This window comes from Desulfovibrio porci (assembly GCF_009696265.1).
Lineage (GTDB): Bacteria > Desulfobacterota > Desulfovibrionia > Desulfovibrionales > Desulfovibrionaceae > Desulfovibrio > Desulfovibrio porci.
On the sequence record NZ_VUMH01000003.1, the window covers coordinates 45,288 to 61,158 of the forward strand.

A 15,871-nucleotide genomic window follows, 5' to 3' on the forward strand; every position below is an offset into this window, starting at 1 on the left:
TCGGTATTTCATTGTTGCGTCGCGCCCGTCAAAAAACCGCGCGCAGCAAGTGGACCGGGCTTTTTTGCGCTGCTTTCGCGCCAGCGGAGATTTTGCCCGGAGTTTCTTTTTTGCAGACGAGCTTCTTACGGCGCGTGGACCACACCTGTTCCGCAAGGGCGACATAAAATTTCAGCAATTGGGGAAGGAGAACTTTCATGCGTAATGTTGTGTTGATGACCCTTGCGGCATGCCTGCTGATGGTCGGCGCGGCTTTCGCCGCCGATGAAAACGCCGTGCCCGCGGCCAAAATCGGCGTGGTGGACATGCAGACCGTGGCGACCCAGAGCGAACCCGCCCAGGCCGCCAAGAAGCAGATGGAGTCCAAATACGGCAAAGAGCGCCAGAGCCTGGAAAAACAGGGGGAAGCGCTGAAGAAAAAAGCCGAGGATCTGAAGAATCCCAAAGCCAGCGAGGAAAAGAAGCTGGCCTTCATCCGCGCCAAGCAGGAACTGGATCAGAAGACCCGTAATTTCCTGCGCAAGGTGGAACAGGACGAGGTCAAGCTGCGTCAGGACATGGTTACCCTGGTGTTCAGCGCCACCTATGAAGTGGCCCGCGCCAAAGGCTTCAACTTTGTGGTGGACGTTACGGCCGGCGGCGTGCTTTATGCCGACCAGTCCATGGACCTGACCCAGGATGTGCTGGCCGAAGTGAACAAGCTGTACAAGGCCGGCGGCGCCAAGAAGGACGACAAGAAATAAGCGCCGGATATTTTTCGCCGCAAGCAAAAAGCCTCTCGACCCTGGACGGGGCGAGAGGCTTTTTTCTACCTTTTACGGGCGCCGGACGCGCCAGGGAGAACATATGCAGAATACCGAACCCCAGAGCCAGCGCATGGACATCCAACGCATTCTGAGCATTCTGCCCCACCGCTATCCCTTTCTGCTGGTGGACCGGGTGGTGGAATGCGTGCCGGGCTCACACATCAGGGCCTATAAAAACGTCAGCGTCAACGAGCCGTTTTTTCAGGGGCACTTTCCCGGCGTGCCGATCATGCCCGGCGTGCTGATTCTGGAGGCCCTGGCCCAAACCGGTGGTCTGCTGGCCGCGGCGGGCATGGGCGACCTCACGGACAAGCTCTTTCTCTTCACCGGTCTGGACGGCGTAAAATTTCGCCGCCAGGTAGTTCCCGGCGACCGCCTGGATCTGGAATGTTCCAATATGCGTATGAAGCTCAAACTCTGCAAGATGGAAGCCCGCGCCTTCGTGGACGGCAAGCTAGCCGCCGAGGCCCTGATCACCGCGGCCATCGGCGACAGGCCGGGCGCCTGACATGCGCGTGGCCCTTGTCCATTACTGGCTTGTCGGCATGGCCGGCGGAGAGCGGGTGCTGGAGGCGCTCTGCCGCATGTATCCCCAGGCCGACATTTTCACGCATGTTCTGGACCAGGCGGCCATTTCCCCGGTCATCGCCACGCATCATATTGAAACTACTTTCATCCACCGCCTGCCCGGCAGCAAAAAGCACTACCAGCGCTACCTCCCGCTTATGCCGCTGGCGCTGGAACAGCTTGATCTTACCGGCTACGATCTGATCATTTCCAGCGAGTCCGGTCCGGCCAAGGGCGTGATTACCCGGGCGGACAGCCTGCATATCTGCTATTGCCATACGCCCATGCGCTACATCTGGGACACCTGGCCCGACTACATGGCTTCCGTCGGGCCGCTGACCCGTCTGGGCATGCGCCTCTTGCTGCCGGGTCTGCGGCGCTGGGATCTGACCAGCTCCTTCCGCGTGGATCATTTTGTAGCCAATTCACGCACCGTGGCCCGGCGCATCCACAAGCACTGGCGGCGCGAGGCCGCCGTGGTCTATCCGCCGGTGAACATCGCCTCCTTTACCGCGCGCCGACGGGCAGGCGGCGATTTTTATCTTTGCCTTGGCCGTTTGACGCATTACAAGCGAGTGGATCTGGCGGTCAGGGCCTGTTCGCGTCTGAACCGGCCGCTGGTGGTGGTCGGAGAAGGGGAGGCGCTTAAAGCCCTCCAGGCCGAAGCCGCGCCCTGCGTCCGCTTTCTTGGCCGTCAGGGCGACGCCGCCGTGGCGGATCTGCTGGCGCACAGTCGGGCCCTGCTTTTCCCTGGCGAAGAGGATTTCGGGATCGTTCCTCTGGAAGCGGCGGCTTCGGGTGTTCCGGTGTTGGCCTACGGCCGGGGCGGGGCCACGGAAACAGTGCGGGACGGCATTACCGGCCTCTTTTTCGCGGAACAACACGTAGAGGCAATGGAAGCCGCCATTTTGGAGTTCGAACGCCGGGAACAGGGTTTTGACCCGCAGGTCCTGCGCCGCCATGCCGAAAATTTCGGCGAAGAGCGCTTCAGACGGGAATTCGCACGCCAGGTGGAACTGGCGCGGACGGCGCAGCGCCGCATAGCGGAAAATCAGTAGGCCCCGTAGCCGGAAAGCACCACAGGCACGGTTCTGCCCAGAATCCACAGATCCATCCAGACCGACCAGTTATTGATATAATAGTGGTCGTAGGCCACCCGCTCTTCATAGCTGGTGTCATTGCGCCCGGAAATCTGCCACAGCCCGGTGATGCCGGGCTTGACGCGGCAATATTCGCCATAGACTTCGCCGTATTTCTCGATTTCTTCGGCCACAATGGGACGCGGCCCCACCAGACTCATGCCGCCCATAACCACATTGATGAGTTGCGGCAGCTCGTCCAGACTGGTCTTGCGCAAAAAAGTTCCCATACGGGTAACCCGCGGGTCGTGCTTGAGCTTATGGTCACGTTTCCATTCTTCGCGCAGGGCCGGGTCGCGCGCCAGCCAGTCTTCAAGCACGGCGTCGGCATTGGCCGCCATTGTCCTGAATTTGTATATGTGCAGCGTCCGTCCGCCCTGACCGATGCGCCGCTGCCGGTACAGGACCGGACCCGGGGTGTCCAGCCGGATCAGCAGGCCCAGAATCAACCCCAACGGCAGCAGCACGGGCAGAATCAGCAGGCAGAGAAAGAGATCAATGCAGCGCTTCATGCCCAAACGGCGCTTGTCGTGCAGATTCTGGCGCAGGAGCAGGCCCACCACGTTGCCCAGGTCACGCGGCGTCAGCCAGTGCACCTTGAAGCCGTCGTTGAAGGAAGGCACCAGCAGCACTGTGCTGAAATAACGGCTGACTTCCGTGACGTAATCCAGGGCCTGGCCCTGCCCGATCCCCTGCAGAATCAGAGCCATGGCCTTGGGCCAGCGGCGCGCGGCGGTGGCCAGCAGTTCCCGCACGCGCGGTCCATCCTCAGGCAGGTCGAAGATTTCCACTGGCGTCAGGCCCCGCTCCGGATGACGCCGGAGATAGTGCCAGAGCTCGCGTCCCATATCGCTGCGGTCCAGAATGATCAGGGGCGTGCCCCACCAGCGTTTCCGGGAAAAACGACGGCGGCAGAGGCCGCGCAGAATCGGCAGGGTGAACACCGTGGCGGCCCAGCTGCCCAGAATGACCAGACGCGAATACATATCGCCGGTTTTCGCCAGAAAGAGCACCGCCAGAATCAGGCCATACAGCAGGCTGGTCAGAAGAAAAAGGGCCTTCAGTTCGCGTTGCGGCGGCAGGCTGATGTTCTGATACAGGCCCAGACTCGCGCCGAGCACCGGCCCCAGCAATAAAAGGGGCATCACCCAGCGGTAGAGAATGGGGTCAAGATCGCCGAAAGCCGCGCGCAACAGAAAAACCGCGACGGCCGTCCCCAGCAGAGCCAGAAGATCGGCCAGCGTGAGCACGACTTTCTGCGGCGGCAGACCGAAGCGGCGCAACAAACTGATGAGGGAAGGATACTGGGACATGGCAAAGCTGAGCATACACGGATGAAAGGCTGTTGCAAACCACAGGCGACGCGCCCTGTTCCGCGGGCGATGAACCGGAGCGGCGCAGAGAAAAACAGCTTTTCTGTTTTTTATAGCCTTCCCCTGTGCGGAGCACAAGCGTTTCCGCAGCGGTATTGCCGCGGACGGCGGCCGCGCGGCGGGCAAGCCCCGGCAAAAGCGCCCTTGCGTCGGCCGCGCGCTTCTGGTAAGAAAAATCCTTGTTTTGCCGGGGGCCGGGCCGACGCACGTGCGCCCGAGGCTGTTTTGCCTGACCTTTCTTTTTTCTGAGGGGGAAAATGAGCATGAAGAAATTTTTTGTCTGCGCGCTGATGGCGACGCTGCTGGCCGCCGTGCCTGCTTTTGCCCAAAAAAGTTATGTAAACGGCATTGACCCCAACTATCCGCCCTTTGCCTATGTGGATGAAAAAACCGGTCAGCCCGCCGGCTTTGACGTGGACTCCCTGAACTGGATCGCCAAGACCATGGGTTTTGAAATCACCCACAAGCCCATGGCCTGGGACGGCATTATTCCGGCTCTGGTGGCCAAACAGATCGACATGGTCGGCTCCGGCATGAGCATCACCCCGGAACGGGCCAAAGTGGTGCAGTTTTCCGATCCCTACTGGACCGTTTCCCGCGTTTTTCTGGTGCCCGCCAACTCCAATCTGACGGCCGCCGACATTCTGAGCCAGAAGATCAAGCTGGGCGTGCAGCGCGGCACTTCCGAAGCCAACGCCATCAAGCAGGAACAGCAGGAAAAGGGCTATCCCTTTGAACTGCGCTTCTATGAATCCGCCCCCCTGGCCGTGGAGGACCTGCTCAACGGCCGCATCCAGGCCGCGCTCATGGACGAGTTGCCCGCCGACGACGCCATCGCCAAAGGCCGCGCCGTGAAAAAGGCCGGCACCCACGGCAAGCCCGACGGCTTCGGCGTGGCTCTGCGCAAGGACGACAAAGAGCTGCGCGCCCTTATCGACGAGGGTTACCGCAAGCTCATGGCCGATCCCTACTGGAAGGAACTCCAGAAAAAGTATCTGAACAAGTAAGCGGCGGCGCGGCGCGTCCCGCAGTTTCCATTTTCCGGGGCAACGCGGATTGCCGGCCTTTTCCGGCGGTCCGCGTTGCCTGCCTTGTCCGTAACTGTCCCGTGGTCGGCCCACGGATACGCCGCGCCCGTCCCGTCAACCTTCTGCCCGACGCCGCCCATGGACTCACTGACAGTCGTACTCAACGCCCTGCCCGCCATTCTGGCCGGAAGTTTCGTGACCATCGGCAACGTGACCGCGTCCCTGGCCATGGGGCTGGTGCTGGGCGTGCCTCTGGCCGTCGGCCAAGTATACGGCAATCAGTGGGTGCGGCGGCTGGTGGCTCTGTATGTCTGGTTTTTCCGGGGCGTGCCCATCCTGGTACTGCTCTTCCTCTGTTACGGTCTGTTCATCAGCCTGGGCCTGCCGGCCGATCCCTTTCTGATCTGCTGCCTGGTGCTGGGCTGCACCAGCACGGCCTACCAGTCCCAGATTTTCCGGGGGGCCATCGAAAGCCTGCCCCAGGGGCAACTCAAGGCGGCGCGCGCTTTGGGCATGCGCGACCTCACGGGCATCCGCTGCATTATCCTGCCCCAGGCCCTGCGGCTATCCATCCCCGGCTGGGCCAACGAATTTTCCATCCTGCTCAAGGACTCGGCCATCTGCTACGTTCTGGGCACCCAGGACATCATGGCCCGCACCTCTTTTGTGGCCGCGCGCACCCACGAACATCTGGCGCTGTACGCCGCCGCGGGCCTGATCTATTTCGTGCTGACTCTGGTGGTGCTCAAGCTGTTGCGCCGCCTGGAAGACAAAGTCCATGTGCCGGGCTATTCCACAGGAATGGGCATGGAAGGCATGGGCGTGGGATAAGCCATGAGCGCAGAACGGGAAGTGGTATTGCGGATCAAGGGCATCTCCAAGGAGCTGGGCGGCAAGCCCATTCTGGACAACTGCTCGCTGACGGTCCACCGGGGCGAACTCAAGGTGCTCATCGGCCCTTCGGGCGCGGGCAAGAGCACGCTTTTGCAGTGCATCGACTGCCTGATCCCGCCGGACTCCGGAGAAATCTGGCTGGAAGGCGAACCCCTGGTGATGAACGACAGGCGCAGACTCTGCGCCTACCGCGCCCAGGTCGGGATGATCTTTCAGGACTTCAACCTCTTTGACCACCTCACCGCCGAGGAAAACGTGGCCATTGCCCTGCGCAAGGTGCGCGGCATGTCCCGCAAGGACGCCAAAGCCCGCGCCCTGGAAGAACTGGGCCGCGTCGGCCTGGCCCGGCGCGCCCTGCTCTACCCCGCCCAGCTTTCAGGCGGCCAGAAGCAGCGTGTGGCCATTGCCCGCGCCCTGGCCATGGACCCCAAAGTCATTCTGCTGGACGAACCCACCTCGGCCCTGGACCCGGAACTGGTGGGCGAGGTGCTGGCTGTGATCCGGGATCTGGCGCGCGGCGGCATGACCATGATCATGGCCACCCACCAGATGGATTTCGCCCGGGCTCTGGCCTCGGAAATTTTGTTCATGGAACGCGGCAGGATTATTGAGCAGGGCGTCCCGGACGTGCTGCTGGCCGAAGGTTCGGCCACGCGCACCCGCGATTTTTGCGCCCGCCTTCTGGAGATGGGCGCTTAACCGCCGGGAACGCGCATGCTGGATACGGTCTTTTTCAGCCACGATCTGCTGCCCGCCCTGAACAGAGGGCTGCTGGTCTCCCTCGCCCTGATCATCCCCGCGGGCAGTCTGGGTTTTGTGGGTGGCGTGCTTATCGGCTGTATGCGCGCCTTCGGGCCGCGCTGGCTGCGCCGCCTGGGCGACTGGTACACCGCTCTGTTGCGCGGCGTGCCCCTGGCCGTGCAGCTGATGATGATCTACTACGCCCTGCCCAAGCTGGGCATCTACTTTGCGCCCTATGGCGCGGCCCTGACCTCCTTCATTCTCTGCACGGCGGCCTATCAGTCCGAATACGTGCGCGGGGCGCTGCTTTCCATCCGCCAGGGCCAGATCAGCGCGGCCCAGGCCCTGGGCTTCAACACCTGGCAGACCGTGGTCTGGATCGTGGTGCCCCAGGCCGCCCGGCGGGCCCTGCCCGGTTGCGGCAACGAAATCATCTATCTGATCAAATACAGCTCCCTGGCCTATCTGGTCACCTGTATGGAACTGATGGGCGAGGGCAAAGTGGTGGCCTCGGACACCTTCCGTTTCACCGAAGTTTTTCTTACCGTGGGGGCCTATTATCTGATCATGGTCACCTTGGCGACCTGGTTGCTGCGCTGGCTGGAGCGGCGCTTCCACGTACCGGGCTTCGGCGCGCGATAAAAAACGCGACGCCCGTTCTCCGGACGCCGCGCGAGGCATGTGTGCTGCTGAAAACGGTCCGCTCTCGGGCAGATTAACGTTAAGAATGTGCATTCGTAACGTGTAAGGACGCCCACTTCGGCGTTTACCTGCGCAAATACATTGCGCGCACGCCTTTGTGGCAGGCGGTTGCTCTCGCAGCCGCCAAAGCAATTTCAAAGTGGAGTTGCGTTACAATTGTAGCACATTAAAATATATTATATAAATATATTTATATAATATTTCTACCAGCTATAATACTAACATTTTTTCTGACTTCCAGAGGACAGTATCAGCCTTCATCAGCCAGTCTCCAGATGCCGGGCAGGTCGAACGCCTCCCGGCATTTTCATTTCTCCACATCTGCCATGCCAGTTCGTGAAGACATCAAATTTTCCACGCAAGTCCCGCTCAACGGTGAAGAGATGCTCAGAAAATACCCCGCGTCAAACCATGTCAAGCAAAAAATTGTTGTGCAGGCAATATTCAGTCGGAGGTATTTGGATTACTTCGGCTATAACCTCTTTTTCAGACAAGGGGTCAACTGAAAAAGTCGTGATACGCTGTGCGGATTCCGTCCCACTCAACAAGGAAAGCAGTTGAATCAGGATGGCAGACTATTTCCTTTTTCCAGTAGGAGAACACCGCATGGCCCGTAAACACCTGTCAGCTTCCTCAGCAGATCAACCGCCCGCGCAGGTCGGGTAGCACGATACTCCAGCCCTCTTTGGCATCTTTGTCTCAAACGTCTATCTGCCGCACGTAAAACTCCGCAAGCGGAGCTGGCGCGTGGATGAGCGCATTGCCGGCAGCATCTGTCCCCGACATTCGAAGCGCGGGAACTTGCCGACATACAACGCCACGAAATGATGGGATGGCTGCATGGGCTGTTTTATCCAGTGGCTTGGCACCGGCCACCTGCAACCGCATTCTGGCGGTCTTCAAGGCAATCTGCTCTCTGGCCGCAATGCATAGCCTTCTGCCCACAGGGCAATCACCGTGTACGGGCGTCTGTTCCTTCAAAATCCATACGAACGCTATCTTACGGGGGACGAAGCACAGCGGCTCATGCGGGCGCTGGAAAAAAGCGACCGGCTGGAAGTGTTTGCTCTTCGTCTACTTCTGCTGACCGGCGCGCGTAAGAGCGAAGTCCTCAAGGCTCGATGGGAGCATGTGCGTCCGAATCAGCGTCTGCTCACCGTGCCTCTGTCCAAGTCCGGCAAGCCGCGCCATATTTCACTGCTCGACGAGGCCATAGCGGTCATCCGCGCCATACCCTGCGTGCCGGGATGCCCGTGGCTCTTCCCCGGCCACGCGCCGGACAAGCCGCTCTCCGATATATATCAGTTCTGGAACAAGGTTCGGCGCGGACTCGGCCTTACCGATGTGCGCATCCACGACTTGCGGCATACCTTCGCCATCCTGCTGGTTAATGCCGGGCACTCGCTCTACGAGGTACAAAAGCTGCTGGGCACAGCGATCCCCGCACGACCATGCGTTACGCCCATCTGGGGCAGGCATCACTGGTGGCTGCAACGAAAACCGTGAGCGCGTTTCTTGCTCGTGCCCGCCGGGACGGCAACGGAGAAACCTGGGGCAGGCGTAGCGCCGTTTATTCGCTCATCACAAGAAAGAGCGTAAGCCGGGCAAGCCCCGCTGTCCGCCGCCAAGCTGGACACTGAACGCTGTGAACGAACAACAGAAAAGAAGGGGGGGAACGTCTGTCCGTCTCTGGACAAAAACGGCCCAAGCTGGCTCTCTCCGATCGCAACTCAGCCGCTCATCGACAGCTGCACTGTCGGTTTTTGAGCTGTCCAAAATTTTCAGGCGAGGCGTAATGACGCGAAACGACGTGATCATTTCATAACCGTGTGAGACAGAGATATTTTTATTCCAGCGGTAATCCTTGCCAACGCCCCTTCTTAATTGTAAGAATTAAAAAGAGGAAACGACAGTGCAGCTGTCGGAGAAATATCGAGGGAAACTCTCCGGAATCCGTCCGGGCGGCGCACGCTGTCCGCGCTGGATTTAGTCTTCATACTGTACGCGACACGCCTGACATGACGATGCAACATCCTATATACGTTACAAAAACACGTCTGCCAGAGCCGGAAACTTTTTCACGGCTCTGCAAGGACATTTTTCAGCGCGCCTGGATCACTAATAACGGTCAGTGTGTACAGGAGCTTGAACGTACCCTGGCGGAATACCTTGGCGTGTCGCATGTGCTGGTGTGCAATAACGGCACGATGGCCCTCATGCTGGCCATCCAGTGCGCCGGGCTGGCCGGGAAAAAAGTAGCGGTCACACCCTATACATATGTGGCGACGCTTTCCGCCTTGCTCTGGCTGCACTGTACTCCCGTTTTTGTGGATATTGAACCGGATACGCTCTGTCTCTCACCGGAACTGCTGCGCGGGCGTTTTGAGGAAGAACCGGATATTGCCGGAGTGCTGCCCGTACATATTTACGGTTTGGCCTGTGATGTGGAAAACCTGGACGCCCTTTGCCGGGAATACGGCGCGGTTCTCATCTACGACGCGGCGCAGGCTTTCGGTTCCCGCTATCACGGAAAAAGTCTGCTGGAGTATGGCGACTACAGCATCTGCAGCTTCCACGCCACCAAAATTTTTCATACGGTGGAAGGCGGCTGTGTTGTTTACCATAGCGCGGACGCCCATAAAGCCCTGCCGCTCGCCCGCGCATTCGGGCACATCAATGATACGCATTACAGTCTGGGCATCAACGGCAAGATGAGCGAACTCCACGCCGCGATGGGCCTGTCCCTGTTGCCGGGCACGGATGCGGAACTGGCGCGGCGCAGGGAAGTGCGCGCCATGTACGACGCGGCTTTGGAGGGACTGCCGTTGCAACGCCCGGCCCTGCGCGAAGGGCTGGACTGGAACAGCGCCTATTATCCCGTCCTTCTGCCGGATGAAGAGTGCCGCGTCCTCGCTGAACAGACGTTAAAAGAACACGGTATTCATCCCCGCCGCTATTTTTACCCCACGCTCAATACATTGCCATACCTGAAAGAAGAATGGCGAGTATCCTGTCCGGTTGCCGAAGATGCCGCCCGGCGGGTTTTGTGTTTGCCCATGTACGGCGGGTTGAACAGCAAGGATACCCAGCGGGTCGCATCATATATGAATTCAGCCCTGTATGGCAGCGCAAAACTTTTCTCCTCCAATTTTTAATCAAGATTCTGAGGTGGACAGTGGCCAACATCTATGTACTCATCAATCTCAGTATAAGCAATGCTTGGCTTGCCGCCTCTATTCACGCCAATCAACAGCTACTCGCCGCTCACAACATTGACTTGGTTCCATTCGATAGTGCAAACGCCGATTTTGTGCCTTTCAATATATCGTTTTGGTATGCTTCAGCCGGTGAACCCCTCTCACCCGCTTTGACGGAAAAGCTGGATACTGTTCAATCCAGTCTTGATGCGGGCCGTAGTGTCCTTTTTCTTGGGCAAAGCGCGGATTTGAACATCCAAAAAAATTTTTTCGCTTTTATTCAAAAATATCTCTGCACTGAAATTCATTCAGTGATTCCGCTCATAATTATGGGCAAGCCAACTCTTTGCATGGAGTTTTGGTGGCAAGCAACGCCACAAGGAGTGAGCGAAAACCTGGCGGACAAATGGATAAACTATGCCAAAAATACTTCACAACTTGTATTACAAGCACAGGATGAGTGGGACAAGGAACGTCTTATTCTGATTCCGTATCTGCATGATGCCATCACACAAAATAGTATTACAGAAATATCCTACCTGGTTTTCAAATTACTCGGCATAGACGACATACCTCATATAGCCGCTCCACTCCCTTTCTATTATTTCACCAACACAGCCTCCGCGTTACGCTTGCTGGAAGCCAGACAGGTGCGCCACAACGATTGGCCGCCTCTTGATAATACGTCCTACATGGCGGCCTTGCAGAAGCTGGATCAGAACTGGGGGCCTGAGCCATATTCCCCTCTGTCCTATCGGCAGGCCCTGCTTGAAAATGGCCGTGAAGATCAAAGGAAACTGGAAAATCTTCTTGACCTCCCCGCGCATTCGCTGGATGCGCCGGACTGGTACGGTACTTTACCGGAGATGGATGCCTCAATGTCGCTTAAGTCGGAGCGGCTGCATGCCTTTGCCGAGACTCTAACGCCCCCCATGCGTAACATTTTGCTCCAACGCTTTGCCAATGATCATGATTTTCTCTCGGAAGATCAGAAAGCGTTGGCGTCGGCATTGGCCGCCATGGAAGGAACAGAGTTCAAACGCATTGAGGAAGCGCAAGAGCAGCCGGTACTTACTGTTCTGACAATGACGCGTAACCATGAAAAATATATTGGTTCGTGCATAGAGGGGGTCCTAGCTCAGAAGACGGATTTTCCGGTGCGTCATCTGATTCTGGATCATTATTCAACAGATGACACGCCGCAGATTATCAACCAGTATGCGAGAGAATATCCTTCCATTCGGCCCGTACTTCTTAACAATTATCATTGTATTTATCAGAACGTTCATGATCTGTTTATTCGCTGTAATAGTGAGTACGCCGCACTGTGTGACGGAGACGACTATTTTATTGACCCGTGCAAACTGCAAAAACAGATGGATTTTTTAAAAAGTCATCCCCGTTGTTCCCTTTGTTTCCACCCTGTGGCAGTGGTCTTTGAAGACGGGCAGGAGCCGGGTGTTTTTCCTTCGCGTGACATGCTGCCGCGCGGCATACGCGAAGAGTATTATCTCTCGGATCTGTTCAAAGGCAACATGATCCAGACCAACTCCGTTGTTTACAAATGGCGTTTCAGGGATGGGCTGCCCGCATGGTTCCGGCACGATCTCTGTCCGGGGGACTGGTATTGGCATCTGCTCCATGCCGAGCAGGGCAAAATAGGGTTTCTGCCTGACATTATGTCTGTTTACCGTCGCCACGGCAGTTCACTGTACAAATATTCTTTTATCAACCGCCTGGAACACCGGCGAAAATTCGGAATGGCGGAGCTGGAAACCTATCATGCGGTCAATGAACATTTTCAGGATCGCTATCTTTTACCCTTGGCAAAGCTTGCCAACGGGGTTCTGTGCGATTTTTTGGAAATTTTTATGAAAGAAGGCGACAAGCACTTTCTTGACCTGGCGTGCGAATCATATCCGAAATTCGGCAAGTTTTTTCTCAGTCAACTTACACTGACGAATCAGCCTCCAGTTGCGCAGGAAGTCCCCAAATGATGCAGCAATATGAAAAAAATACGTTAAGTGTTTGTATTCTTGGATTGGGATATATCGGTTTGCCAACGGCCAGTCTACTGGCCAGCAAAGGATTCCGGGTGCATGGAGTGGATATCAATGACGTTCTGATCCATGATTTGCGTCATGGGAAATGCGCCATTTACGAACCCGCACTGGATGTGCTGGTAAAATCCGCCCTGCAATCCGGCAACCTCACAGTTAATACCAGACCCAGTGAGGCGGATATTTTTATTATCTGTGTTCCGACTCCCTTTACGACAGGTCATAAACCTGATCTCCGTTATGTGAAAGCAGCCGCGACCAGTATTGCGCCTTTTTTGCGCAACGGCAATCTTGTCATCCTGGAATCTACGGCTCCCGTCGGCGCTACGGAAAAAATGGCGAGAGTACTGGCGGAAATGAGACCGGATCTGCGAATCGGCCAGCATAGCCATGGTGATTCCGTGCCTGTTTACGTGGCCCATTGTCCTGAACGGGTTTTACCTGGTCGTATTCTGCATGAACTGGTGGAAAACGATCGTATCGTTGGCGGCATTGACCAGGATTCAACCCGCAGAGGAGTGGAGTTTTACCGTAGCTTTGTCAGCGGCAATGTGCAGGGCACTGACTCGCGTACAGCCGAGATGATCAAGCTGACGGAAAATTCCTTTCGGGATGTCAATATTGCATTTGCCAACGAACTATCGCTTATTTGTGAAGAACTGGACCTTGATGTCTGGGAAGTTATAGCTCTCGCCAACCGTCATCCTCGCGTGAACATATTGCGGCCAGGCGCGGGCGTAGGGGGGCATTGCATCGCGGTTGACCCATGGTTTCTGGTGGATTCCGCGCCGCAGACCACGAGGTTGATTCGTGCGGCGCGGGAGGTGAACGACTCCAAGCCGGAGAAAATTGTTGCCCATACGCTGGACGCCGTGGCTGCTCGCCCCGACTCCACTGTTGCCTGCCTTGGCTTGGCGTTCAAACCGGATATAGATGATTTGCGGGAAAGCCCGGCCCTGCTCATCGCCGAAGCACTGGCCAAGAAAAACATAAATCTGGTCATCTGTGAACCTCATGTTCAACACCTGCCTCCGGAACTGGAAGGCAAGCCCAATGTGCGAAAAATGGATTTGCATAACTGCCTGCAAAAAGGGAACATCATCCTGGCTCTGGTTGGGCACAAGGCTTTTGCCGCTGTTGACCCGAATGCACTTGTAAAAAAAACTGTTATTGACGTTTGCGGGTTGTGGCAAGGCGAACGGACAAAACGGCATAGCCATGAAGCGGGCGGGAAGTAAAATATGGTAAGATCGAATATGCTTGCCCCGCTTCTGGAACTGCTGGAAAGTTCCATGACCATGCATGGCTGGGCGGGCCGGATGTTTGGTGTGCGCCAATGGCTGCGGGATGGCTCGCTTGCATCAATGCGCACGGCGTCTGTCAGCGTTGTGGTGATACGTCGTAATGTCCAGCCGAGTTTTCCCTGTGATGTTTTTGAGCTCCTGAAAAAAGAAGAAGTCTCCTTTCAGAGCATACTGGTGGACATTCCGGAAGAAGACCATATGACGACCTCAAGAGAGCAAGGAAACTGCGTGGATGCACACCTTGTCCTTTCTTCTTCCACCCCCTGGTACACAGCCTTCAACCTTGGCGCGGCCTGCGCCGGTGGCGACCTGCTTGTTTTTCTGAATGGCGCGGCAATGCCGCAAACAGGCTTGCTTGCCGCATACAGGGAAATGTTCCAAGCGCACCCTGAAACCCTAGCCGCACGGGGCGTTCTACACGTTACAGGACTTGAAGACTGTGCTTGCCAAGTCACAGGCAGTTTTGCTCTCGCCGATGAAACAGTGCTCTGGCCGGTTGATCTGGATGAAAACATGGCCGTGCGGGCGAATATTTTTTTCGCGCTGGGTGGTTTTGATGAAAGCCTCATCGGCGGCTATGGGGCACTGGATTTATCTATCCGTCTTTTTGGCTGCAAGCCGGACTTTTGTTGCCAACGCTACGCGCCAAGGGCGCGGATTGTTCTGGAGAGCCCCGAACATCCCGGCCTCCCTCTGGAGAACTATCTGATGCAGCGGCAAAGAGCCTGGTTGCAGTTAAATGATTCGCTCAAGCGCTATCTGGATCTGTATGGCAAATTCTGGCTGGAGCATGTCAATAAGGAGGAGAGACAGTGACTGACTGGTCGGCACAGCATGATGACGCGGGCGTGCTGATGATGTTCAGCTCTTCCCTGCCGCTCAGCCCATCGGGGTATGGGATACGTTCTCACGCCATAGCCGGTCACCTGTTACGACACGGTGTGCGCCTCAGTGTATTCACCAAGCCCGGTTATCCCCTTACAGCCTGGACTGGCCCGCAGGCGGTAACGCCAAGCGACACCGTTGAAAACGTCACCTATAACCGTCTGCCGCTCCATCCTGTCGGTATGGGCGAGTTTGGGGAGGGATATCGGGAGCAGGCTTCCAGTTTGATTGCCGCTGTAGCCAGGCGCTGTCGCGCAAGCATTATTCACGCCGCTTCGGATATGGAAAACGGTCTGCCCGCCATGCTGGCCGCAAAAAAAGCGGGCACAAAAGGCATCTATGAATATCGCGGCATGTGGCACTATTCCACAGCCGCGCGCAACACATGGTTTCCCTGGACAGAACCCTTTCAGCGCAGACAACGGCTGGAGCTGCAAACCGGTCAGTTGGCGGACGCCTGTTTTGCCATATCCGAGGCGCTCAAAGCCGAACTGGTCGCCGAAGGTCTGCCGGAAGACAAAATAATGGTTCTGCCCAATGCCGTGGATGTGGAGCGATTCGCGCCTTTGCCGCCCGATCAGGAGTTGCTGGAAAAATACGCTCTGCACGGCCGCATCGTCGTGGGCTTCATCGGTTCGTTCACAGCCTACGAGGGGCTGGAAAGTCTTATGGATGCTGTTCTGGAGCTGAACTGGCGCAACTTTCCGGTCTCCCTGCTTCTGGTCGGGGACGGCGCAGACAACGTAAAGCGGCTGAAGGCCCTGCACCGAGCCCGCGGCGGTCATCCGGCCATTATATTTACCGGGCGCGTCCCCTTTGAGGACGTAAAGCGCTACTATTCGCTGATTGACATCATGCCTTTTCCCCGCATTCCGGCAAAAGTTTGTCAATGTGTTCCCCCCTTGAAACCGCTGGAAGCAATGGCAATGGGCAAAACAGTTCTGGTCTCCAATGTGGCGGCCCTGACCGAGATTGTACGGGATGGCGAAACCGGACTGGTTTTTGAATCCGGCAATCCGCCCGATCTGGTGAAAAAACTGGAGGCGCTGCTTACCATGCCGGATTTGCGGCAACGCCTTGCACATAAGGGCCGCGCCTGGGTGCTGACTGAAAGGGACTGGCACAAGATCAGTGAGCGTATTCTGCGCGTATACGAAGCACTGCTGGAGAAATAA

General features: G+C 57.1%; 15 protein-coding genes. 13 read left to right on the forward strand and 2 right to left on the reverse strand.

The features are described from left to right. Positions 1 to 28: 28 nt before the first annotated feature. Positions 29 to 199, reverse strand: coding sequence for a hypothetical protein (locus tag FYJ44_RS04095; protein WP_154509426.1), 171 nt, complete (start codon positions 197 to 199; stop codon positions 29 to 31). Between FYJ44_RS04095 and FYJ44_RS04100 the strand changes: the two genes are divergently transcribed. From FYJ44_RS04100 to FYJ44_RS04110, 3 genes are all read left to right on the forward strand, one after another. Continuing rightward, entirely contained in the window at positions 198 to 743 is a 546-nt protein-coding gene (locus FYJ44_RS04100; RefSeq protein ID WP_154509428.1) for an OmpH/Skp family outer membrane protein, read from the forward strand. The genes FYJ44_RS04095 and FYJ44_RS04100 overlap by 2 nt on opposite strands. 103 nt (positions 744 to 846) lie before the next feature. Beyond that, entirely contained in the window at positions 847 to 1,314 is a 468-nt protein-coding gene (gene fabZ, locus FYJ44_RS04105) for a 3-hydroxyacyl-ACP dehydratase FabZ (RefSeq protein WP_154509430.1), read from the forward strand. Position 1,315: 1 nt separating this feature from the next. Next, on the forward strand, positions 1,316 to 2,431 hold the full coding sequence (locus tag FYJ44_RS04110; protein ID WP_154509432.1) for a glycosyltransferase: 1,116 nt from the start codon (positions 1,316 to 1,318) through the stop codon (positions 2,429 to 2,431). On the opposite strand, the gene wbaP is transcribed toward FYJ44_RS04110, so the two are convergent. After that, the gene (gene wbaP, locus FYJ44_RS04115; protein WP_154509434.1) at positions 2,425 to 3,825 is read right to left on the reverse strand and encodes an undecaprenyl-phosphate galactose phosphotransferase WbaP; all 1,401 of its coding nucleotides are present in this window, start codon (positions 3,823 to 3,825) and stop codon (positions 2,425 to 2,427) included. The genes FYJ44_RS04110 and wbaP overlap by 7 nt on opposite strands. A gap of 323 nt (positions 3,826 to 4,148) precedes the next feature. On the opposite strand from wbaP, the gene FYJ44_RS04120 reads away from it, so the two are divergent. From FYJ44_RS04120 to FYJ44_RS04165, 10 genes are all read left to right on the forward strand, one after another. Beyond that, positions 4,149 to 4,892, forward strand: coding sequence for an ABC transporter substrate-binding protein (locus FYJ44_RS04120; protein ID WP_154509436.1), 744 nt, complete (start codon positions 4,149 to 4,151; stop codon positions 4,890 to 4,892). Between the two features lie 159 nt (positions 4,893 to 5,051). Further along, on the forward strand, positions 5,052 to 5,744 hold the full coding sequence (locus FYJ44_RS04125; RefSeq protein ID WP_154509438.1) for an amino acid ABC transporter permease: 693 nt from the start codon (positions 5,052 to 5,054) through the stop codon (positions 5,742 to 5,744). Between the two features lie 3 nt (positions 5,745 to 5,747). After that, positions 5,748 to 6,506, forward strand: a complete 759-nt coding sequence (locus tag FYJ44_RS04130; RefSeq protein ID WP_154509440.1) for an amino acid ABC transporter ATP-binding protein — start codon at positions 5,748 to 5,750, stop codon at positions 6,504 to 6,506. A gap of 15 nt (positions 6,507 to 6,521) precedes the next feature. Continuing rightward, a complete protein-coding gene (locus FYJ44_RS04135) occupies positions 6,522 to 7,190 on the forward strand; it encodes an amino acid ABC transporter permease (protein ID WP_154509442.1) in 669 nt (222 codons plus the stop codon). Positions 7,191 to 8,276: 1,086 nt separating this feature from the next. Next, entirely contained in the window at positions 8,277 to 8,756 is a 480-nt protein-coding gene (locus tag FYJ44_RS14565) for a site-specific integrase (RefSeq protein WP_229772503.1), read from the forward strand. 518 nt (positions 8,757 to 9,274) lie between these two features. Continuing rightward, a complete protein-coding gene (locus FYJ44_RS04145) occupies positions 9,275 to 10,405 on the forward strand; it encodes a DegT/DnrJ/EryC1/StrS family aminotransferase (protein WP_154509740.1) in 1,131 nt (376 codons plus the stop codon). A gap of 20 nt (positions 10,406 to 10,425) precedes the next feature. Further along, on the forward strand, positions 10,426 to 12,444 hold the full coding sequence (locus tag FYJ44_RS14930; RefSeq protein WP_195840946.1) for a glycosyltransferase: 2,019 nt from the start codon (positions 10,426 to 10,428) through the stop codon (positions 12,442 to 12,444). Next, entirely contained in the window at positions 12,441 to 13,745 is a 1,305-nt protein-coding gene (gene wecC / locus FYJ44_RS04155; RefSeq protein ID WP_326833666.1) for a UDP-N-acetyl-D-mannosamine dehydrogenase, read from the forward strand. The genes FYJ44_RS14930 and wecC overlap by 4 nt, the downstream gene beginning before the upstream one ends. A gap of 3 nt (positions 13,746 to 13,748) precedes the next feature. After that, entirely contained in the window at positions 13,749 to 14,627 is an 879-nt protein-coding gene (locus FYJ44_RS04160; protein WP_195840947.1) for a glycosyltransferase family 2 protein, read from the forward strand. A 38-nt stretch (positions 14,628 to 14,665) separates the two neighbouring features. Further along, on the forward strand, positions 14,666 to 15,871 hold the full coding sequence (locus tag FYJ44_RS04165; protein ID WP_229772505.1) for a glycosyltransferase family 4 protein: 1,206 nt from the start codon (positions 14,666 to 14,668) through the stop codon (positions 15,869 to 15,871).